This window comes from Lutibacter sp. (assembly GCF_013139515.1).
Taxonomy (GTDB): domain Bacteria; phylum Bacteroidota; class Bacteroidia; order Flavobacteriales; family Flavobacteriaceae; genus Lutibacter.
On record NZ_WTAR01000075.1, the window covers coordinates 1 to 23,369 of the forward strand.

General features: G+C 29.1%; 16 protein-coding genes. 4 read left to right on the plus strand and 12 right to left on the minus strand.

Annotated elements, in window-relative coordinates:
* The 3 genes from GQ540_RS07385 to GQ540_RS07395 form a co-directional block, all read left to right on the plus strand.
* On the plus strand, positions 1 to 234 hold a 234-nt coding region (locus tag GQ540_RS07385; RefSeq protein WP_291799580.1), incomplete at its 5' end, for an efflux RND transporter permease subunit.
* Positions 224 to 1,447: a TolC family protein gene (locus GQ540_RS07390; RefSeq protein WP_291799582.1), complete on the plus strand. Its 1,224-nt coding sequence runs from the start codon at positions 224 to 226 to the stop codon at positions 1,445 to 1,447. The genes GQ540_RS07385 and GQ540_RS07390, both read left to right, overlap by 11 nt.
* Positions 1,448 to 1,454: 7 nt before the next feature.
* Complete coding sequence (locus GQ540_RS07395; RefSeq protein ID WP_291799584.1) at positions 1,455 to 3,224, plus strand: efflux RND transporter periplasmic adaptor subunit; 1,770 nt, start codon at positions 1,455 to 1,457, stop codon at positions 3,222 to 3,224.
* Between the two features lie 68 nt (positions 3,225 to 3,292).
* Here the strand turns inward: GQ540_RS07395 and leuB are convergent, their stop codons facing one another.
* The 9 genes from leuB to GQ540_RS07440 all read right to left on the minus strand — a co-directional run bounded on the left by leuB (position 3,293) and on the right by GQ540_RS07440 (position 16,463).
* Complete coding sequence (gene leuB, locus GQ540_RS07400) at positions 3,293 to 4,351, minus strand: 3-isopropylmalate dehydrogenase (protein ID WP_291799587.1); 1,059 nt, start codon at positions 4,349 to 4,351, stop codon at positions 3,293 to 3,295.
* 13 nt (positions 4,352 to 4,364) lie between these two features.
* Positions 4,365 to 5,882, minus strand: coding sequence for an alpha-isopropylmalate synthase regulatory domain-containing protein (locus GQ540_RS07405; protein WP_291799589.1), 1,518 nt, complete (start codon positions 5,880 to 5,882; stop codon positions 4,365 to 4,367).
* 112 nt (positions 5,883 to 5,994) lie between these two features.
* Positions 5,995 to 6,591, minus strand: coding sequence for a 3-isopropylmalate dehydratase small subunit (gene leuD / locus GQ540_RS07410; protein WP_291799591.1), 597 nt, complete (start codon positions 6,589 to 6,591; stop codon positions 5,995 to 5,997).
* Between the two features lie 16 nt (positions 6,592 to 6,607).
* Positions 6,608 to 8,002: a 3-isopropylmalate dehydratase large subunit gene (gene leuC, locus GQ540_RS07415; protein WP_291799593.1), complete on the minus strand. Its 1,395-nt coding sequence runs from the start codon at positions 8,000 to 8,002 to the stop codon at positions 6,608 to 6,610.
* 686 nt (positions 8,003 to 8,688) lie between these two features.
* On the minus strand, positions 8,689 to 9,627 hold the full coding sequence (locus GQ540_RS07420; protein WP_291799595.1) for a hypothetical protein: 939 nt from the start codon (positions 9,625 to 9,627) through the stop codon (positions 8,689 to 8,691).
* A gap of 52 nt (positions 9,628 to 9,679) precedes the next feature.
* Positions 9,680 to 10,636 (minus strand): DUF6175 family protein, encoded by a 957-nt coding sequence (locus tag GQ540_RS07425; RefSeq protein ID WP_291799597.1) that lies wholly within the window; start codon positions 10,634 to 10,636, stop codon positions 9,680 to 9,682.
* 18 nt (positions 10,637 to 10,654) lie between these two features.
* Positions 10,655 to 11,170: a hypothetical protein gene (locus GQ540_RS07430; protein ID WP_291799599.1), complete on the minus strand. Its 516-nt coding sequence runs from the start codon at positions 11,168 to 11,170 to the stop codon at positions 10,655 to 10,657.
* A gap of 27 nt (positions 11,171 to 11,197) precedes the next feature.
* Positions 11,198 to 13,480: a hypothetical protein gene (locus tag GQ540_RS07435; protein WP_291799601.1), complete on the minus strand. Its 2,283-nt coding sequence runs from the start codon at positions 13,478 to 13,480 to the stop codon at positions 11,198 to 11,200.
* A gap of 175 nt (positions 13,481 to 13,655) precedes the next feature.
* Positions 13,656 to 16,463 (minus strand): triple tyrosine motif-containing protein, encoded by a 2,808-nt coding sequence (locus GQ540_RS07440; protein WP_291799604.1) that lies wholly within the window; start codon positions 16,461 to 16,463, stop codon positions 13,656 to 13,658.
* Between the two features lie 325 nt (positions 16,464 to 16,788).
* Here GQ540_RS07440 and GQ540_RS07445 point away from each other — a divergent pair, with 325 nt between their 5' ends.
* Positions 16,789 to 17,340: a DUF1572 family protein gene (locus GQ540_RS07445; RefSeq protein WP_291799606.1), complete on the plus strand. Its 552-nt coding sequence runs from the start codon at positions 16,789 to 16,791 to the stop codon at positions 17,338 to 17,340.
* A gap of 974 nt (positions 17,341 to 18,314) precedes the next feature.
* On the opposite strand, the gene GQ540_RS07450 is transcribed toward GQ540_RS07445, so the two are convergent.
* The 3 genes from GQ540_RS07450 to GQ540_RS07460 form a co-directional block, all read right to left on the minus strand.
* Entirely contained in the window at positions 18,315 to 20,249 is a 1,935-nt protein-coding gene (locus tag GQ540_RS07450) for an OmpA family protein (protein ID WP_291799608.1), read from the minus strand.
* A 10-nt stretch (positions 20,250 to 20,259) separates the two neighbouring features.
* The gene (locus GQ540_RS07455; RefSeq protein ID WP_291799610.1) at positions 20,260 to 21,189 is read right to left on the minus strand and encodes a type IX secretion system membrane protein PorP/SprF; all 930 of its coding nucleotides are present in this window, start codon (positions 21,187 to 21,189) and stop codon (positions 20,260 to 20,262) included.
* A 56-nt stretch (positions 21,190 to 21,245) separates the two neighbouring features.
* On the minus strand, positions 21,246 to 23,369 hold a 2,124-nt coding region (locus GQ540_RS07460; RefSeq protein ID WP_291799611.1), incomplete at its 5' end, for a gliding motility-associated C-terminal domain-containing protein.

Here is a 23,369-nt window from a genome sequence, read left to right on the forward strand (position 1 = left end):
GTTGTTGAAGCTGGTATGAAAAGAATTCGTCCTTGTTTAATGACAACTGCCACAACTATGTTAGCTTTATTACCCGTTTTAACATCAACAGGTAGAGGTTCAGATATTATGATTCCAATGGCAATACTAAGTTTTGAAGGTATGTTAGTCGCCTTAATAACATTATTTGTAGTGCCCGTTTTGTTCAGTTTGAAAAAAGAAATTTCATTAAAAAAAATAAACAATGAAAATTAAAATAGGATATATAATCGTACTTTTTATAAGCATCTCTAGTTATGGTCAATCCATACAAGAATACTTAAATATTGCAGAAAAAAACAATCCAAAATTACAAGCTATGCACTATACATATGAAAGTGCTTTAGAGAAAGTAAACGAAGAAGGAAGTTTGCCTAATACAACTATTGGTGCTGGATATTTTGTTCAAGAAGCTGAAACAAGAGTTGGTGCTCAAAAGGCGAAACTTACAGTATCGCAAATGTTGCCTTGGTTTGGTACGTTGGAAGCAAAAAAAGAAAGTGCTTCTTTTAAGGCTGATGCGCAATTAAACGTAATTGATTTAACTAAAAGAAAATTATTTCTAAACGTTAAAACTACGTATTTTAAATTGTTTGAATTAAATGCAAAAGAACGCATTATAAAAGAGAATATAGAAATTCTTAAAACTTTTGAAGACTTAGCATTGATTGAATTGGAGAACAACAGGTCAACAATGGTTGATGTGCTTAAAATTAGAATGGAAAAAAATGAACTTTCTAATAAATTGAGTACCGTTGTAGAACATTTTAAAGCTAAACAAATTGCCTTTAATTTAATTTTGAATCAGGAAGAACATCTTTCAGTAAACATTCCTAAGAATATTGAAATTTTAGAAGGTGCTAATTTATTTCAAAAAGAAATGATTTCAGAAAATCCACAACTATTGAAATTGGATAATTTGTACAGTGCTTTAGAAAAATCTGAACTAGCAACTAAAAAAGCTAGTTTACCAACTTTTGGTATTGGATTAGATTACGTGTTTGTAGAAAATAGGGATATTGAGAATTTATTAGAAAATGGAAAAGATATTATAATGCCTATGGCAACAATATCAGTCCCATTATTTTCAAAAAAATACAGTTCTAAACAAAAACAATTAAAGCTAGAACAAAAAGCAATTGAATCAACTAAAATAGAAACAAGTAATCAATTATTGACTTTGTTTGAAAACACAATGGCTAATTTAAAAAGTGCCAAAGTTTCTATAAAAACACAAAAAAATAATATTAAACAAGCAAATCAGGCGAAAAAAGTGTTATTAGCGGCTTATGAAACTTCAACAATGGATTTTAAACAACTGTTGGAAGTACAACAATTAAAGTTAAAGTTTCAATTGAGAATGGTGACTTCTGAAAAGGATTATGCAATTCAAAAATCTACACTAGAATTTTTAACAACAAATAATTAAAAATGTCATGAAAAAATATATAATATACATCGGAATACTAATAAGTGGGCTCTTATTAGGTTATGTATTATTTGGAAGCAATTCAACTCCAGATGATTTACACAATCACGAATTGTCAGAAGTTGAAAATCAACAATGGACTTGCTCCATGCACCCACAAATTTTGAAGTCAGAAACTGGTAACTGCCCAATTTGTGGTATGGGTTTAATTCCTACTGAAACTTCAATAGATGGATTAGAAGCTAATCAATTTAAAATGTCAGAAAATGCATTGGCATTAGCAAACATTAAAACCACTGTAATAAGCAGCATTTCAAATGAAATAAGTAGTTTAATGCTTTCAGGTAAAATTAAAGAAAACGAAAAAACAAATTCAATTCAAACAGCTCATTTTGGAGGTAGAATAGAAAAATTATTTGTGAATTCAACTGGTGAAAAAGTATATCAAGGTCAACTATTGGCTCTTATTTATTCACCTCAGTTAGTTACTGCTCAAAAAGAATTACTGACTGCTTTAGAATCTAGAACTGATGATTCATCTTTATACAATGCCGTAAGAAATAAATTAAAACTATGGAAGCTATCCAATACACAAATTAATAAAATTGAAAACTCAAAAAGCGTTATCACAAACTTTCCAATTTATGCAAATGTTAATGGAATTGTTACTCTTAAAATGGTGGAAGAAGGGAGTCATATTAAAGAAGGCCAAGGGTTATTTACGATAGCAAACCTAAGTACTGTTTGGGCTGATTTTGACGCTTACGAAAAACAGCTTTCTTTAATAAAAGAAGGAGATGAAATAAGTATTACAACCAATGCAAACCCAAATAAACAAATTAAAGCTAAAATTTCATTTATTGATCCCGTATTAAATACTTCAACCAGAACTGTAATTGTAAGAGCTGAATTAAGGAACAATAAAGGAGCATTAAAACCTGGAATGTTTGTAAAAGGAACTTTGTCATCAAAAGTTAGTTCAAGTGTTCATAAAGCAATTATCTTAATTCCTAAAACTGCTGTTTTATGGACTGGAAAACGTTCTGTAATTTATGTAAAAAAACTTGGTGATGCCTCTATTTTTGAAATGAGAGAAGTTATTTTAGGAAACGAAATTGGTGAAAATTATGTAATAATAGCTGGCTTAGAAAATGGCGAAGAAATAGTAACCAACGGAACTTTTACGGTGGATGCTGCGGCGCAATTACAAGGTAAAAAAAGTATGATGAATAAAACTGGCGGTAAAGTATTAACGGGCCATGAAAATCATATTGGAATGCGAAAAATTGAAAACACAGAAGAAAATATAGCACCTAATAGAATAAAAGTTGCTACAAAATTTCAAGCGCAATTAAATGAAGTTTTTAAAAATTATATGTTGGTGAAAGATGCATTGGCTAATGACAATCATTCAACTGCCAAAAAATCAGCTAATGAATTATTAAAAGCACTTCAAAAAGTAGATATGAAATTATTAACAGATACGAAATCTCATAATTTATGGATGGCTTTTTTAAATGAAATGAACACTTCAACTAAAAACATTTCAGCAACTAATAGCATTAAAAATCAGAGAGCGCAATTTATTTTGTTATCAACAAGTATAGAAAAAAGTATTGCAATGTTTGGTATCAATCAAAAAGTTTATCATCAATTTTGTCCAATGGCAAATAATGATAAAGGTGCTTTTTGGTTAAGTACAGAGGAAGAAATTTTGAATCCTTATTTTGGAGCATCTATGTTAAAATGCGGAACTATTGAAGCCGTTTTGGAATAAAAAAATAAAAACAACAAAGCTCATTTTCTGTGGAAAATGAGCTTTGTAAGTTTCTTAAATGAAATTATCTATAAATTAGCGACTAACCAATCTCCTACTTCACTCGTTTTATATGCTTTTTTATCACCCGATAAATCTTCGGTTACAATACCTTCTGCTAATGATTTATTTACAACATTTTTAATTGCTTCTGCTTCTTCTTTTAAACTAAAAGCATCTTCAAACATCATTGCTGCAGATAAAATTGTAGCTAACGGATTCGCAATATCTTTCCCTGTTGCTTGTGGATATGAACCGTGAATTGGCTCATATAATGATGTTTTTTCTCCAACAGAAGCACTAGGCATTAATCCCATTGATCCTGATATTACTGAAGCTTCATCTGTTAAAATATCTCCAAATAAATTCTCAGTAATTAATACATCGTAAGAATTTGGCCATTGTACTAAACGCATAGCAACAGCGTCAACAAACTCATACGAAACCTCAACTTCAGGATACTCTTTTTCCATTGCTTGTACAGTTTCTCTCCACAGTCTTGAAGTTTCTAGTACATTTGCTTTATCAACACAACACAATTTTTTAGAGCGTGTCATTGCTAATTCAAACCCTTTTTTTGCCAAACGTTGTACTTCTACCCTTGTGTAAACACAGTTATCAAAAGCTGTTTCTCCATCATCTCTTCTGCCTTTTTCACCAAAGTAAATTCCGCCAGTTAATTCTCTTAAAAATACCAAATCTGTACCTTCAATACGTTCTCTTTTTAAAGGTGAATTATCAATCAATGAAGGAAAGGTAAATGTTGGTCTTACGTTTGCAAATAAGCCTAATTTTTTACGCATTTTTAATAACCCTTGCTCCGGACGAACTTTTGCAGAAGGATCATTATCATATTTTGGATGTCCAATTGCTCCAAACAATACAGCATCAGCATTTAAACAAATTTCATGTGTTTCATCTGGGTAAGGTTCTCCAACAGCATCAATAGCTGCAGCTCCTGTTAATGCAGGCGTCCAATTAATTTTATGGTTAAATTTAGTTGCAACAGCATTGCATACTTTTACTGCCTGATCAATCACTTCTGGACCTATTCCATCTCCAGCTAAAAGTGCTATATTCAATTTCATTCTTTTATATATTTTAAATATTTAACATTTTTTTAGTGGCTTTAATTGCAGATACCGTTTGGTCTGAATCTAAACCTCTTGTCACAAATTTATTATCTTCTGTTTGCCAAGTTATAATTGTTTCACACAATGCATCCGAAGTACTTCCTGGCGGAATTCTAACGGCATAATCTACCAATTTAGGCAGTACCATTTTCTTTCTTGTATATAATTTGTTAAGTGCATTCATAAAAGCATCAAACTGACCATCACCTTGTGCGTGTTCTTCAAACAGTTCACCATCAATTTTTACAGCAACAGTTGTTGAAGGTTTTAATCCTTTTGAATGTGTTAATACATACGATTCTATAGTTATTTTTTCTTCGTATAAATTACCATGCAACACATCAGAAATTATGTATGGTAAATCCTCTTTAGTTACCAATTCCTTTTTATCACCTAGTTCAATAATACGCTGTGTAACTTTCTTTAAATCTTCATTATTTAGCTCTAATCCTAATTCTTGTAGGTTTTTTTCAATATTTGCTTTTCCTGACGTTTTCCCTAAAGCATATTGACGTTTTCTACCAAAACGTTTTGGCATTAAATCGTTGAAATACAAATTGTTTTTATTGTCACCATCTGCGTGAATACCTGCTGTTTGTGTAAATACATTTTCACCAACAATGGGTTTATTCACTGGCACTCCAAAACCAGAAAAAGCTTCAATTAATTTACTAACTGAATACAATGCTGTTTCTTTTACTGAAATTTCAACCTCATCTTTAAAAAAGTCATTTATTACTGCAACTACACTTGCCAAAGGTGCATTTCCTGCACGTTCACCCATTCCGTTTACGGTTAAGTGCAAACCTTTAGCTCCTGCTTTTATTCCTTCCATTACATTAGCAACACCTAAATCATAATCGTTGTGTGCGTGAAAATCGAAATGTAAATCCGGATATTTTTTAGTTATTTTTGAAAAATATTCATAAGTTTCAGAAGGTGTTAAAATTCCTAAAGTATCTGGTAATAAAATTCTAACAACTGGTTGTTTTGTCAAAAAGTCTAAATATTGAAACACATATTCCTCAGAATTTCGCATTCCATTACTCCAATCTTCTAAATATACATTTGTTGCAATTCCTTCCTTTTGAGCCAATTCAATAGCTTTTTTTATTTCAGAAAAATGCTGTTCTGGTGTTTTTTTAAGCTGATGTGTTAAGTGATTTAAAGAACCTTTGGTTAATAAATTTTGAACTTTTGCTCCTGCTTTTTTCATCCAATCTATTGATTGGCCTCCATCAACAAAAGTTAATATTTCTACTTGGTCTATATGTCCGTGTTCACTAGCCCATTCTGTAATACTTTTTACAGCATTAAACTCACCTTCCGATACTCTAGCCGAAGCAATTTCAATTCTATCAACATGCAGTTCTTCAACTAACAATTTAGCAATTGTTAATTTTTCAGCAGCTGAAAAGGATACACCTGAGGTTTGTTCACCATCACGAAGGGTGGTGTCCATTATTTCAATTTTTCTTTTTTTCATATACTAATGAAATATCTATTAATTTTAGTCGAACTGATTGAGATTAAGAATCAATATAATCAATACTTCGACAAGTTCAGGATCACTTTAACCTGATTAACTTTGTTTCTTTTTAAAATGGTCTTTTTGAAGCAAAATCCTGAATTTCTTCATTCATTTTTGTTAAGTAGTCAATATCATCATAACCATGTAACATATTTTGCTTTTTATAATCGTTAATTTCAAAAGATTCATTTTCGCCACTTTCCAGTAAAGTAATTGTTTGGTTTGGCAAATCTATTTCTAATTCAGTTGCTGGGTTTGCTTCAATTGCTTTATAGATTTTATCTAAAAATTCAGCACTTACCTGAACTGGTAAAACGCCAATATTTAAACAATTTCCTCTAAAAATATCTGCAAAAAAACTAGAAACCACACATCTAAATCCATAATCATAAACTGACCAAGCAGCGTGTTCTCTAGATGATCCCGAGCCAAAGTTTTTCCCCCCAACCAACACTTTTCCTTTGTAAATTGGGTTGTTTAAAACAAATTGTTCTTTAATTGTATTATCTGAATTGTATCTCCAATCTCTAAAAAGATTGTCGCCAAATCCTTTTCGCTCAGTTGCTTTTAAGAAACGAGCAGGTATTATTTGATCCGTATCTACATTTTCTATTGGTAATGGAACTGCAGTACTTTTTAATATTTCGAATTTATCGTAAGCCATTTTCGTAGTTTTAAAATTATAAAAGTGTTCTAGGATCAGTTACAACTCCTGTTACTGCTGTTGCTGCAGCAACTAACGGACTTGCCAATAATGTTCTAGACCCAGGTCCTTGTCTTCCTTCAAAGTTTCTATTTGAAGTACTCACTGCCAATTTACCTGCTGGTACTTTATCATCATTCATTGCTAAACAAGCAGAGCAACCTGGTTCGCGTAATTGAAAACCTGCTTCTGTTATAATATCTAGTATTCCTTCTTCTTTAATCTCAGCCTCAACAATATGTGATCCTGGTACTAACCAAGCTGTAATATTATCTGCCTTTTTTCTTCCTTTTACAATTGACGCGAATGCTCTAAAATCTTCAATTCTACCATTGGTACAACTTCCTAAGAAAACATAATCAACAGGTTTTCCAATCATTGTATCTCCTTCATTAAACCCCATATAATTCAAGGATTTTTTATAGGTAGCAACACCACCTTCCAAATCTTCAGCATTTGGAATATTGTTTGAAATACCTGTTCCCATTCCCGGATTTGTTCCGTAAGTAATCATAGGTTCAATATCATTAGCACTAAAAGTTAACTCTTTATCAAAAACAGCATCTTCATCAGTTTTTAAAGTTTCCCAATACTGCATTGCAGTATCCCAAGCGTCACCTTTTGGTGTAAATAAACGATCTTTAATATACTCAAATGTTTTTTCATCTGGAGCAATCATACCTCCACGAGCGCCCATTTCTATACTTAAATTACAAACCGTCATACGTCCTTCCATCGTCATATTTTTGAATACATCTCCTGCATATTCAACAAAATACCCTGTAGCTCCTGAAGTTGATAATTTTGAAATAATGAACAAAGCAGCATCTTTTGGTGTTACACCTATTCCAAGTTCGCCATTGATATTAATTCTCATTTTTTTAGGCTTCGGCTGCATAATACATTGTGAAGACAGCACCATTTCTACTTCTGAAGTACCAATACCAAAGGCAATAGCACCAAAAGCACCGTGAGTTGATGTATGTGAATCTCCACAAACAATAGTTGCTCCCGGAAGTGTAATTCCATTTTCTGGACCTACAACGTGTACAATACCATTTTTTTGATGTCCTAATCCCCAATGAGGAATTCCCCATTCGGCAGAATTTTCTTCTAAAGCTTTTAGCTGATTTGCAGATAAAGGGTCTTCAACTGGTAAATGTTGATTTATAGTTGGTGTATTATGATCGGCAGTAGCAAAAGTACGCTTTGGATATAATACTGTGTTGTTTCTACTTTTTAAACCCAAAAAAGCTACAGGACTTGTAACTTCATGAATTAAATGTCTGTCAATAAAAAACACATCAGGTCCATCTTTTATTTTACGAATCACATGTGAATCCCAAACTTTGTCAAATAATGTTGTACTCATTTATTAATTTTTAAAAATATATTTTTTAACCCTATTAAATAATTATGGTTGTATGAATGAATGCAAATTTATAAAAAGTATAAAAAATTTAAGGTTGGTTAGCTTTCTTATACGATACCCAAACAGATTATAAAGTCTCTTTTTTTTAGTATTTTCTCATGAATTTTATCTAATGGAATTTGTTTTTATCTAAATTCACTTTTATTGCTATCAAAAATGAAAATAGTGTAATTATTAAATATTACATATTTCATATATTTTTAACATGAAATGATCATCTTATCGCATATCACTTGCAATAAATTATATATTTTTAAAAAATTCGCAATTAACAACTCAATTGTGATTTTTAGAAGTAAAGTGTTTTAGCCAATATTTAACCCTAAACTCTACTTCATAAACTATGTATCTCTAATTTAATATTGATGAAATACTACGATATTCAAAAAATTGAGGGCTATAATTTTTTATAATTAGTATGAAAAAAATAGTATCCAATTTAAAACATTCCTGATTTTAACTTCTATCCAAAATTCTACTTGAGCTAAAGACTGAAGATTGTTAAATAAAAAACCCATAGAGGCTTAAAGAAATAAAAAATGAATTATACTAAAAATCCCTATTCAAATTTGAATAGGGATTTTTAATAAACCAACTAATAAAGTTAGAATTAAATTATTTTCTAGTTAAAACCAACCTCTAGTATTATAGGTAACATTGTTAGGTTGATTATTACCGTATGCAACTCCAATATCTCTAGCTGCTTTAATCTCAGATTTTTTAAGGTCAAGCACTTTTAGTTTATATCTCCAACTTCTATCACTTAACTCTTTTACTCTAGCAGAAATTTTAGAATATAACGATTTAACTTGTCCAAAGCAAGCCGAAGTAGGCTCTATTGAAGCTAAAATTTCACCTGCTTCATTTGCAGCATCGATATCTTGATTTGCAGCCCAAATACTGGAAGCTTCATTTAATTTTAACTTGCAATCTCTATCAATTACTTTTTTATAAAGTGATTTCACTTTTCCTTTTGCTTTATTAAAACATGTGCTTACTTCAGGTATTTTTGTTAAAACTTCTAAAGCCTCTTCAAATTTACTCTGAGCTTCTAAAGAAGCTGATTTTTTAAGTAATAATGTACAGTTTTCATTATAATAAGTAACAATTTTTTGTTTCCCTTTTGAAATAAATTTTTGCACGTTTGAATTACCTGGACTTAACCTATTTAAGGCAGACATGTATGCCTTAGTTTCATTATTACCTACTCCTTTTAACTGAAAAGATTCACTGGCAAATAAATTACCTGCAACACCATCTCCAATATAAAGCGTAACTTCAAGATTTAAGGCTACTTTAGGTGGTGCTGTAGCGGTTATGTTTTTAGTTAAAACTGTAACATTAGGCACTAATATAAATCTTGAATTATTTACATCATCACTAATACCATTTTTAGTAATAATTTGACCTAATTTATTTACAAACATGCTTTTAGCATTTGAAGGAATCCCTTCAGCTTGCTCTGGTATATGGGCACCTAACAAAATACCATTATTATTTTCTTTTTCTTGAGCAACAACTACTATTGTTACAAAAAACAGTGCTATAAAAATTATTTTTTTCATTGTATTTAAATTTTATTTCGATAAAAATTTATCAACTTATAGTTATTGCTGTTTATTTACCTCCTAATATTATAGTTGCTCTACCTAAACCTTTCATAACTAACTTATTTGGAATTGAGTATGGAGCCTTTTTTAAGAAACTACTTAATGCTTTAGTGTATCTTCTAGCGTCAATTGCTCTACCTTTTGCGTTATAAAGTGGGATTCTAACTTGTTCAAACAAAGCCATATCTTCAGTCATATCAGTAGTGCTAAATCTTCCTTTTACTGTATTATCAGCAAGCCAATCTTCAATAATAATACCTAATTCTTCACCATCATATTCCGTTTCTAAATCACCATCCCAATCATTCCATTTTTGTATTCTTACAATAATCTCACGTCCATTTTCAAACATATCATCAAAATGTACTTGTAATGTTGAAGTAAAGTTATCCATATGAGCAATTACTGCTTCAGATAATAATACTGGGATTTCAGCAGAAAATGAAGGATCTCCAGTTCCTGTAGCTGTTGCTATTTGCTTATCAGTATAGGCATCTAAACCTTGCAAATTAAAATTAATAGACTTTTTTGGACCCGTTCTATTCACCGTCCAAGTAAGTTGCATAATTATATCTGCTTTTGCTACTTTTTTTAATGCGTCTATAGGACTTTCACTAACACCGCTACCTGATCCTTTTGAAGAACGCATATTATCTTCAGCAGCGTTAGATTCTATAGATTTTATAACAGACTCCATATTTTTAAGTGGGAAGCCTCTTTCAGACATCATTCCATTTATTTGACTAATTACCTGATTTACTTCAGCATTTTCCTGAAATGCTCTTTTGTAATCTGGTATAGAAACGACAGAACCTTGATCGTTAAAATTTAACATATAACCATTTTGATTGCACCAAACATCGCTTGGAACAACCATAATAGTAGGTTTTTTAGCTTGACTAAATATTGAAATACTTATAAATAACAAGCATATTGTAAAAAATGATTTATACATATTTTTCATCTTAATATTTTTTATAAATTAAAATCCTGAACTAAGTCCTCTAAGAATTCCTTCTTCTTCTAGTCTTTTTCTTAACTGACCGTGTAATACATTAACAACTACTCCTATTTTATATTCTCGTCTACTAACTTTTAAACGATCTCCAGGCCCAATATTGCCATCTGTAGCTGCTGAAACGTATTTTAAATACTCTCCTCCATCTAAAAAGAATGCGTCAAAAAAACTAGCATGTTCTTCAACTTTAGTAGCTGATCCAACTAATGCTTTTGAAGGAGTACAACCAGTTCCACCACCTGCATAACCTTTAAAAATAATACCATGAACCGCATTTTTCATAGCTCTAGATATTGCGTGTTTAGGATTTTTAGAATAAGACCAAACTTTTACAAGTTTTGACCCTTGTTTTCCTATACCTTCACATTCTAAATCGTATCTCCAAATTTTAGAATCCTCGTTTGCTTTATTTTTTTTCCATTGTGCATTTACATTCACACCAATAAGTAATAATACTATTAAAACTATACTGCTTTTCATTTTTTGTTTCATACTAAAATTTATTAATTAATTTATTTGTCGTATTAGCATCCCTGCAAAATACTTATTTTTTGCACCACTAAATGTTGTGTATTCAATTTCTGATTTATTTTCTTCTTGAGCCATATATCTATTATCCCAAATTTTCTTTTTTTCAACTTTAATTACACCAACACGTTTGTATTCTGTTTTTCCTTTTTTATTAATCACTTGCTCTAACACTTCATACTTATCTCCTTTTTCAATATCTTCTTTCAATCCAATTTTAGCTGAAATTGGATCACCACTTAATAATGGTGATTTTGTTCTAAAAGCTTCAAATTTTCTTTGAAGTTTAGCAATTGCTTTATCTGTTGCTTTAACAGTTGAAACTCTTATAATATCTTGATCAGATTTTTTTGTGAAAACTGTACTTTGAACATCAGCCCAAGCGCTTTCTGTACCAACAAGTTCTAATCTAAATATATCTGATTTTTCAAACGCTTCTTTTTTTGCTAAATCTAAACTCGTATCATCAATCCAATAATCATTATAAAAAGTTGCTGCAATTTCTTCATTCCAAACCAATCTATATAAATAAGCGGTGGTTTTAATAACATAACCTTTTCCTACAACTGCCACACCCACTGAAGCATAATTTGCAACATTAGCAACATCACTATATCCTGCTAAAGATGCAATTTTAGATATTCCTCTAAGAAGACCTCCTGCTTTTTTTGCTACTTCTTCTTTATTTGTAAATTTATAATCGTTAATTATCACAAATGAATTCCCAATTAATTCTTCACCGGCATCTGATAACATTGCCAAACCTCTTTCACTATTTTTAGCGATTTTAACATCAACATCTGACGCATTGTAAGAGCCTCTATCTGCAATTAAATCTACATTAAAACTTCCAGATTCACTTCTATTAAACCACTTAGCAACCATTTGCTTAGCTATATTATTAGTGTTTAAAAAGTTATTAATATTATTAGTTTGATCTTTAATCCCTAACTCAGTTGTTATTAAATATGGCCCAATATTATGATCGTTAAATTTTTCTGCTAAAGGGAAATTTCCAAAAGCATCTTTAATAACATTTGCATGTTCTCTTGAATTATCATTTATCATTAATGTATATAAAGAACTTCTTCTGTAATTAATTTTACCTTCGCTTTTATTAATTTCAGATTTTGATATTTTATTTTTACCTCCTCCTTTTTCAGTCTCAGCAATAACTGAAGAGTTTGAAACAATTGATTTTAATGATGAAACTTTAGCGCCTTTCTTTATTTCAGCAAAAGCCTCTTCTCTTTTATTTGTTAAAACATTAAGGTCTTTATTAGACTCACTATTTGTGGCTACTACCTTGCTAAGAGTTGTATTATCTGAGTTTTTTACTCTAAGCTCTTCTTCTTTTAATAAAATTTTTTGTTTTATTTGATTTGCTAATATATAGTTTTCTTCACTAATTGCCTTTTCTTTTTCTATTTCTAAAGCTGCAATACTTTCAGATTTTAATAATATTTGCTGTTTTAATTTACTAGCTAATATATAATTTTCTTCGCTGATTGCCTTCTTTTTTTCTATTTCTAATTCACTAACAGTCATTTTATTATAATCTGGCTCATTATTAATGCCGTTGGCTGATACATTAGTAGTGTTACTTGCCAAATTACTTAATGATGAATAAGATGAAGAACCTACACCAATATTTGATGTAACATTACTATTTGAACTATTATTAGCTATACTTGGGTTACTATTTTTATAATCATTTATTGAACTTGCCATTACTTCGGCAAATTTAAGTTCACCTTTCATAAGTTCTTCTTTAGAAAATGATTCTGGTGATTTTTTATTTACTTTTGCTTTTACTTTTGCTAACGATTTAGAATCATTAACCAAGTTAGTTAATTTAAATAAAGTTACTTTTTTAGCTTTATTCCCTGCTTTTTTAGCTGCTTTTTTCTCTTTCTTTGAAGCTTTAATCTCTTTTGCTGATGCAATTTCAGCTTTTAAATAGTAGGTTCCTCCAGGTTGTAAATTTAAAGTTGTAAAACACGTAGTGGTTCCTGTTATGTCTTTAACCAAAAGGCCAAACACATGTTCTCCTGAATTACATTCATACTTAATAAATTGTCCAAATGTTGTTTTTCCTATGTACTTATCTGAATCATAAAATCGAAACCCAACAGCACCTCCAACAAAAGGGGGACGTGTAAAATATACAACAGACTTATTGTTTGAAGGTACTGATTGAGCTTGACTTAAACTTGTTATTATTAACAGTAATATTGTTAAAATAAATGGTTTTAATTTCATAAAAGTTTGGTTGGTTGATGGTTAGTTACATGCATTTTTAGCAATATTGTAAATATTCTACATTTAATACTTACATACAATACTCATTATGAGTATTTTTAATACATATTTACAAATTAAAAACGTAGCATTGTTTCAAAGAAAGATAAAAAAGATTAATTTATAACGTTTTATATTAAATAGCTAAAATATAAGAAACAAGACTTTTTCCATGTGATAAATTCATTTTTTTACGTAAACGATATCTCTTTATTTCAATACTTCTAACTGAAATATTTAACAGAGGTGCTATTTCTTTTGACGATAAATTTAAACGCAAATATGCACAAAAACGTAAATCGTTTGGAGTAAGTTCAGTATGAAGAGATTTTACTTTTTTTAAAAAATCTTTATCTGCATTATTAAAAGCTTCTTCTAAAAATTCCCAATCTTTTCTATTGTTTATATTTTTATCAATAGTTTTAATAACTTCACTTTTAGATTCAATTCCTTTTGAAGCTATTAAGTCTTTTTTTATTTTATTAAGTATTTCATTCTTTTTAACAATACTCATTGTTGAAATTGTAAGCTCTCTATTTTTATTACCTATTTCTTGATTTAATTGTTCATTTTTAATTTGCATTAATTTTTGCTCAGTCTCTAATTGGCTTAAGGCAAATTCTTGTTGTTGTTTTTCTAAAAGGCTAATTTTTTGTTTTGTATAATATCTTTTGTATAAAACGTGAATTGCAAATACTATAATTATAAAAAATATAAAATATATAAAAAGCATTAAATTTGAGATTATAAAAGGTCTCTTAATTTTAAAAGAATAAGTTGCAATATTTTCTGATAATTTGTTTCCTATTTGTGCTTTTACTTTAAATGTGTAATTTCCAAAAGGTAAATTTTTAAATGAAGTTTCAGAATCTGTAGACCAATTACTCCAGGTATTATACATACCTTCTAACTGAAATTGGTAATTTACTTCTGTATATATATCATATTCAGGAACACTATACGTAAAAAATAAATTGTTTTCTTTGTACTTAAAATCATTGTTATCTTTTAAAATAACAGATTTTTTTTCACCATTAAGAACGCTCTTTCTAATTGAATTAATGTGTACATTAAAATCTTCACTTGTTAATTTATCTACATTTAAAATAATATACCCTCGTGAAGTTCCAAATAAATATTTTTTATCTTTTAAGTGTGTTATACTTTCATAACCAGGAATATATCTTCTTAAAGATTCAGGTAACCAAATTTTTGAAGCTTTTAAAACATTGTTTAATTTTCCTTGAGAAAAATAAACAATGTTTTTATCAGTAAAACCCCATAATGTATTTGTTTTACTATCTGTAATTAATTTTCCTGAAAGATATTGTTCATCACCAAAAAAATTAATTGTTAAAATTGAATCTTTTTCAAATTTTTGAAGTGCCTTATTATATATAAATATTCCTTTTTCTGAAGTATAAAACAGCTTATTATCATAACTTGTTAAGCTTGATTTTAGGCCTTTTGGCACACTACCATCCGTTTTATATTCTGTAACTTTTGTAAAGGCGCTATCTATATTTAATTTAAAAACTCCTTTATGTTCATGGCTTACAAGTATTTTATTGGTTGAATCAAGTTCAAAATACCTGCTTGAAATATTAAACCCTTCAATTTTATTGTTAAATTTCCAATTCTTATTAGTTTTTTTTAAAACATTTAATCCATTATAATTTCCTTGTATTAACAAGTTACTATTATTTGCTATTGGTTTAATATCCCAAGTACCCATAGCATTAGCTATTAATGTTGCTTGACCTTTATTGATAATAAATGTACCTGTGTTATGCCCACAAAATAATGTGTTATCAAATTCATTAAGAGTCCATACTTGTCCGTTTGTTCCTTCAACAAATTTAAAATCTTCATTAGTGCTTATTTTTTTGTAAAACAATCCCTGATTTGTTCCAAGGTATAAGTTTCCTTTAAAAATTGCAGAAGTATAAACTGACCCTAATTCTCCCTTCACATCATTATAAACTCTATATGGAGAGTTGAAATTTATAACACTAATTCCATTATCTAAACCCAGCCAAATATTATGTTCTTTATCTTCAAACATAGATAAAACTGTATTATTATTTAACCCTGTTTCTTGGTTAATTTTATTTAAAATTGTTCCATTTTTATCTAAATGAAAAACACCTTTAGATATGGTTCCTAAAATAAAACTACCATCGCTAAGTTTTATACTACTGTATATACTTATGGAAGAAATTAAACTATTTGCACTAATATTCCACTTTGAAAGCGTGTTATTATTTAAAAAATAAAAACCTTCATCTTGGGTTTGAAATAGAATTTTTTTGTCAACTGAAAAAATATTGACTAAAATATTGGTTTTAATTATTGGATGATCTGAGATTAATACTTCTTGTCCATTTTCAATTTTATAAATACCCTCTTCCATTTTTTGAAAATAAACACTTCCATCTACTTTAAAAACTTTTGGAAGCGATGTACTTGAATTAATTATTTTAAACGACTCATCCAGTGTATTGTAGATATAAATTCTATTTAATGATTGAAACAACACCCAATCGTCAAATTTTATAATATTCCAAAAATCTTCTTCAATCAATGGTTCTTGAAGCTTATTACTTAGTGAGTTATAAATAAGCTTGCCAAACTTATTTTTTACCCAATAACCAAACTCCATATAACATCCCGTATAAATGCGTTTTCCAATTACATTTACTGATCTAAGTACCGTATTATTTGGTGAGAGATATAATTGCCATTTAGCGCCATTAAACTCTAATAAACCACTATTATTAGCTACATAAATATTTTTTTGTGAAGATTGTGATATAGCCCAATTTTGATTTTCGGCTCCATATACTTTAGAATCGTAATTTTTTATTGGTGGTAATTCTTGGGCTTCAATAAAAAAAGAAACCAAAAGCAAAAAATGAAGAATTATGTTTTTTGTGAATTTCAAAAGCTAACCTATATTTTTATTACAATATTACAATTTTTATTGCAGTTTGTGCAGACTGTGATAAAGCATCTTTGAAGAAGTTGTATTGTGTATAAATTAATTTTTATTAGTATTGGAGTTATTATATTTTTTCGAACATTATTTTTTTAAAAAAAATAATAAATTTGTATGTAAGTCTATAGATAATCCTGCAAATAAAACCATATGAAATTTATCCTTATATTTAAAAAAATAAACGACAAGCCTATTTGCTGTAACCGAAATACCTCCTATTTTCCAAACGTAAAAAAAGATTAAAAATCCATTTTAACCAATTAAATGAAATATGACAAATTATATTGATACTATTAAAATGCAATTTGAATATTATAAATCTCTTGGAGAAAAGACTTTTAATCAAGTTTCAGAGGATAAATTATTTTGGCAACCCAATGAGGAAAGTAATAGTATTGCAATGATAGTAAAACACCTAAATGGTAATATGTTGTCTCGTTGGACTGATTTATTAACCTCTGATGGAGAAAAACAATGGCGGAAACGAGATGCTGAATTTGATAACGATATTAAAACAAAAAAAGAACTAATATTAAAATGGAATGAAGGTTGGAATTGTTTATTTGAAACGTTAAATCAATTATCTGATAAAGACTTAGATAAGGTTGTATATATAAGAAATATGGGGCATTCTGTTTCTGAGGCAATAAATAGGCAACTTTCCCATTATCCTTATCACATAGGGCAAATTGTTTTTACAGGAAAAATAATTCAAAATGAAAAATGGAATTCTTTATCAATACCAAAAGGAAAATCAAATGATTACAATAAAAATAAATTTTCAAAGCCGAAAAGAAAAGAGCATTTTACAGATGATTTATAATTAAAATTGGTGAATTATAAACTTAAGAAAAACTGAATTAAAAAATTGATTAATAAAAAAACCTACAGGATATTTTAATCATCTGCAGGTTTATAAGCTAACTTCCATAGGTTTTATTTTAAAGGTTTTAATATCCATATCTTCTGTATTTACTCCACCGATTTCTTCTAGTATCTGTAAAGCTAATAAAATGTCCGTGCTTTTTTTCGTTTTGATTTGTTTCTTGAGTTGTCATAGTTGTAGTTTTTAAAAGTTCATAAATTAAGATGCATATCTTCTATATTTACTCCATTGCGATCTTTTTGTATTTGAAAAATTTATAAAAATATTTTTTTCTTTTCTTTCTGATTTTGAATTTTGAGTTGTCATAATATTTAGTTTTTTATAGTTAATGTTACTTAATAGACGCTGCAATAATATCTTTGTTACGGTATTTTGCATTACACAGTACCATCTTAACAATAATTTAACTAAACTGACTAAAAAACATATCGAATTCTTAATTACTTGTTAAATTAATGAAGCTATTTTTATAAAACGAAATATCTTTATACGAAAAGTATGGTGAAAAGAGAACTTTCCAAAATATATTATTCCCTGAAGGTTTTAGGTTTTTATTAAAAAATAAAGAATGTCGAACGCCTAAAATAAACTTCATGTTTAACTTAAAAATTTATTTTTCTGACTGTTACACCAATAAAAAAGAAAAGACTCAAAAGCTAAAAGCCTTTGAGTCTCTATTGGTAGAGTTAACTAAAAAAAGTTCGAACAGTTTAATAGAAAATTTGAAGATATTTGAAATGTTTAATTCCGTAAAATAAAAAAGATACCGTCCAATATATTCAAGTACTTGCACTGTCTTATTTTTATATTTGAATAATTTCTTCGATTGTATCGTTTTATTTGACAAAAAACTAAATGAGAAAGTGAAATTTTAGCTTAACTTTTTACTTACGATTTACAGTTCTCCTAAATTACATTTTTAAAATTATAAATTCTGACCTTCTATTTAATTGATGTAATGATTCTGAACAAAAAACTCCATTTTTACATTTATTAATTAATTGAGTTTCTCCAAATCCTTCTGCTTTATTAATTCTTTCCGAAGCAATACCTTTTGAAATAATATACTCTCTTGATGCTTTAGCTCTTCTATCAGATAAGGCTAAATTATAATTATCAGGAGCTCTAGAATCGGTATGTGATTCTATGTTTATTATCATTTTAGGATATTGATTCATTAATGTAACTACTTTATCAAATTCTAGTGCTGCATCTTTTCTAATATTGGATTTATCAAGGTCAAAGTAAATAATTCCAATTTTAATTTTTAACAAACCGTTTTCTTCAACAATAAGTTCATTTAAAAAATCTAATCCTATTGGAACAATTGTTTCCCCTCTCTTATTCTGAGTTAAAACAAGCTTTTTGTTATTACCATATCCTGTTTTTTGAACTTTAATTACATATTTTTTATCACAATTTAATTCATAATTAAAAGCATAATCTCCATTAATTTTAGTTTGTGCTTCTTCCACCTTATCACCATTATTAGTATATAATACTACGGTAGCGTTCGCTATTCTTTCACCTGTAATATTATTAGAAACATAACCTTTAATAAGTTGTGTACAAGGCCCTACTGGAATTCTATCAAAAAAGTAAATATCATCATCTCCTTTTCCTGAATTTCTATTAGAACAAACAAATCCGTTATTCATTTCTTCATTAACAATATAACCAAAATCATCTAAAACACTATTTAAAGGAGCACCTAAATTTACTGGAGCTTCAAAAATGGTAGTATAGTTACTTTCAAAAATATCTAACCCTCCAAGACCTAAATGTCCATCAGAAGCAAAGTACAATTTTTTTTCAGTAACAAAAGGAAACATTTCTCTTCCTGAAGTATTAATTTTTGTCCCTAAATTTCGAGGTTGAGAATATTCATCCTCACCTAAAATATCAACTACAAAAATATCTGTTTCACCAATTGAACCAGGCATGTCTGAAACAAAATATAATTTAGTTCCATCCTTGCTTAGTGCTGGATGCCCTACAGAATATTCTTCACTATTAAAAGGTAATTCTTTGGTATTACCCCAATCTACTTTTCCATTTTCATCTTCAGTTACGGTAGCGCTATAAAGTTTCAATCTGTTTATTCCTTTATTATCTACACCTCCATTTCCATTATAATTATTTCTAGTATAATATACTTTTTTAAAACCTGATGTAAAAGATAATGTAGCTTCATGGTATTTAGAATTCAACACTTTTGAAAATTCTTCAATTACAGTAACATCTGCATTTTTAGAGTTAATACTACCTATATAAAGATTTAAAAAAGGTGATTTATTCAAATTATAGTTATTTGTTTGATAATATGATGAATCCATTGCTGATGCATAAATTAACTTATCACCATAATACATAGGTCCAAAATCTGAAAAAACTGTATTTATTGAAAGGTTATTTAAAACAAATTGTTGTTCTTTTTCTAATATTTTTTTTAAAGCTAATTCATTTTGAACTATTTTTTTTGAATTGATATTAGCTCTTTCTGAAAATTCTTTCATCCATTTTCTAGCTGTGCTATATTTTCCAATACCTTTAAATGATTGTGCATATCTAAAAATATATTCCTCTCCTATTTCTCCCTTATATTCTGTTATTAATTTACTGTACCATTTATTAGCACCTTCCATATTGGTGTTAAAATAATAAGCATCTCCTAGTTTTTGAAATGCTTCTTTTGATTTATCTCCGTTAGCTATAGCAATTTCATATAGTTTAGCGGCTTCATTATATTGCATCTTCTCAAAAAGAATATCCGCAACCTTATATTTTTCCTGAGAAAAACCAATAGTTGTTAGAATAATAAAGCTTAATGTAATTATATTTTTCATATTACTTAATTTAAAAAAATCTTGGTGAAATAATTTTTCCAGACCTGTTAAAAATATCATACTTTAAAAATATTTCATGTGATCCAGAATTATAACTTGCTAAACGTGTAGTTTCTAAATCATAACCATAACCTATAAACCAAGAATCACTTGCTTGAAACCCAACCAAAGCACTTACTGCAATATCCCATCTGTAAGCAAGTCCGGCTGTAAATTTTTCATTTATTAAAAAATTTCCTGAAATATCCACTTGAAGTGGTGCACCTTGAACGATTTTCGTAAGTATTGCTGGTTTAAACTTAACATTTGAACTAAAATCAAAAACATGACCTGCAATAAAATAGTAATGTATTCTTTCTTTTGCAATATAACTACTTGCGCCTGCATTCGCATATTTATCAAAATGTTTTGTTTCTAATAAATTTGGTACAGACAAACCTATATATGTTTTATCAGAATATAAGTACACACCAGCTCCTATATTTGGAGAAAACTTATTATCAATATTAGTCTCAAAACTATAATCGTTATCACTATATTGATTTAGTTTATTAAAATCAATATTCAACAAATTAGCACTAGCTTTTAATCCAAAAGCTAATTTATAAGTGTATGAAGTTAATATTGTATATGAAAAATCTATAGCAATATTACTTTCATCAGAAGGTCCAATTTTATCATTTATTACAGATAAACCTAAACCTATATTACTTCTCTTAATTGGCATATGAAAAGATGCATTTGTTGTTACTGGCGCACCTTCTAAACCAACCCATTGCGAACGGTTTAAGAGAAAAAGACTTGTAGTTTCATTATTACCTGCATACGCTGGGTTAACACTAATTGTATTATACATATATTGTGTAAACTGTGCATCTTGTTGGGCAATACTAGAACCAGCTATAAGCATTAAACCAAAAACTAATAATTTATTTTTCATTTATTTCTTTTTAAAATTCCTGAGAAAATATGTACTCCTATAGGAATTAGATTTATTTATCTTCTATTAATATATAAGTAACCTGCTTTTTGTTGAACATTATCTGTTCCATCTTTATATTTCAAAATGTAATAGTATGTTCCATCAGGTAATTCTCTTTGTCTGTTAACAGTTAAACGTCCTTCTGAAATTCCTCTAAAGGCTCTGTCAGTATTATTATAATTATCACGTTCAAATACTAAACCACCCCAACGGTTATAAATTTCTACTCTATTATCCGAATAGCATTCTAAACCTCTTATGTAGAATACATCATTTTCTCCATCTTCATTTGGTGATACTGCATTAAACACTTCAATAACACATCCTGAAATTGACAATACAGTTGGATTATCTCCATCAATATCAAAATCATCAGACATATCTTCAACTACTACACCTTTTGGACTTGTTCCATAAACGAAAGCTTGATTAGTAACACTTCCAAAATTAATATCATCTTGTGTAATTACATATGTTGCTGTAAATGTACTATCATCAAATTCTCCAGAACCTAAAGTAATAGGACCTCCTGATACAACTACTCCTGGTAACGGATCTTGAATTGTAATAGTTGTTAACGTTACATTACCAACATTAGCTACTGTAAACGTATAAGTAATAGTTTCACCAGATTGTGCAAACCCATCACCATTATCATCATTAAATACTGCTTCCTTAACTATTGCAATTTCAGGTAACTGATTTAAAGTAGTAACTGTTGGGTTATCATCACCATCAGTAGGATTACCTTGATCTGAAACATCTGAAACTTCACTATTAAGAACATCTACACCTGATACTATTGCTGAATTAGTTACACTTCCTGCATCTAAATCTTCTTGAGTAATTGTGTAATTTGCAGTAACAACAACATTTTCATTTGGTGCTAATGAGCCTCCAATTGCAATTGGGATTTCATAAATTAATGGGTCTGTAATACTAATATTAGTAATTGTTATATTACCTGTATTAGTCACCGTAAATGTATACGTAATTACATCACCTACAAATCCATCACCAACAACAGCTGCTGTTTTAATCAACTCTATTGAAGGGCTTGCTTCTGATAATACTGTAATTGTTACAACAGCATTTGAAACATCTCCATTAGCGTCGGTTATACTATAAACAAAACTATCAGTTCCAAAGAAATAAATATCAGGCACATATGAATAAACACCTTCTATATTCATTGTTACAGTACCATTTGTTGCTCCTCCGTTTATTCCTACTAAACTCCAAACATTATTTCCATCCCCACTTGGTTCATCATTATCTGCTGTAACAGCATCAACAATTGGAGTGTTTTGTAATGTCGAAATAAAGTCATCATTTGCTACCGGCACATCATTAACTGATGTAATTGTAATAATAACTTGCTCAATAACTAAAGCACTATTAAACTCATCAGAAGCATTGTAATTAAAACTTGCTACACCATTCCAATTTAAATTAGGCGTAAACACTAATGTATTTATTTCTGATGCTAAAATTATATCTCCTATATTTATGGCTACATTACTTAGGTATAATATCCCATTTTCAGGTAAACTTAGTACTTGTATACTGTACAATACATCTCCATCAACATCATTAAATACAGCCATAAAATCACCAACTCCAAATAGCACATCATAATCTTCAATTCCTGTTTTAAGAACATCTGCTAAAATTGGTAAATGATCATCATTAACTATAGTACCTATTCCAACAGTTTTACCTAAAGAAATTGCATTTCCATTTGTAATTAAATTACTTAGTTCAATTGTAAATATTTCGTCTAATTCAACAGTTTTATCACCGTTTACAAGTACCGTTATCGTTTTTTCCAATTCTCCTGGCAAGAACGTTAATGTACTTGTTGAAACAGCTACGTAATCTCCATTTTCAATAGTTGCTATACCATCAAAAGAAGTATAATCAACTGTTGTTTCTAAACTTGAAACATTAGAAAGTGAAACTGTAAAGTTAAAATTAGTAGTAGCACTATTCCCTTCGGAAGTAGTCACATCTGCAATGGCAATACTTGCCACATCATTGTCCGTAATGGTTCCTATAGCAACTGCATCTGAAATAGTCGTCAGACCTGTAATTGAACTTAATGTTACTGTATACGTTTCTGTTGGCTCTACTTGTGT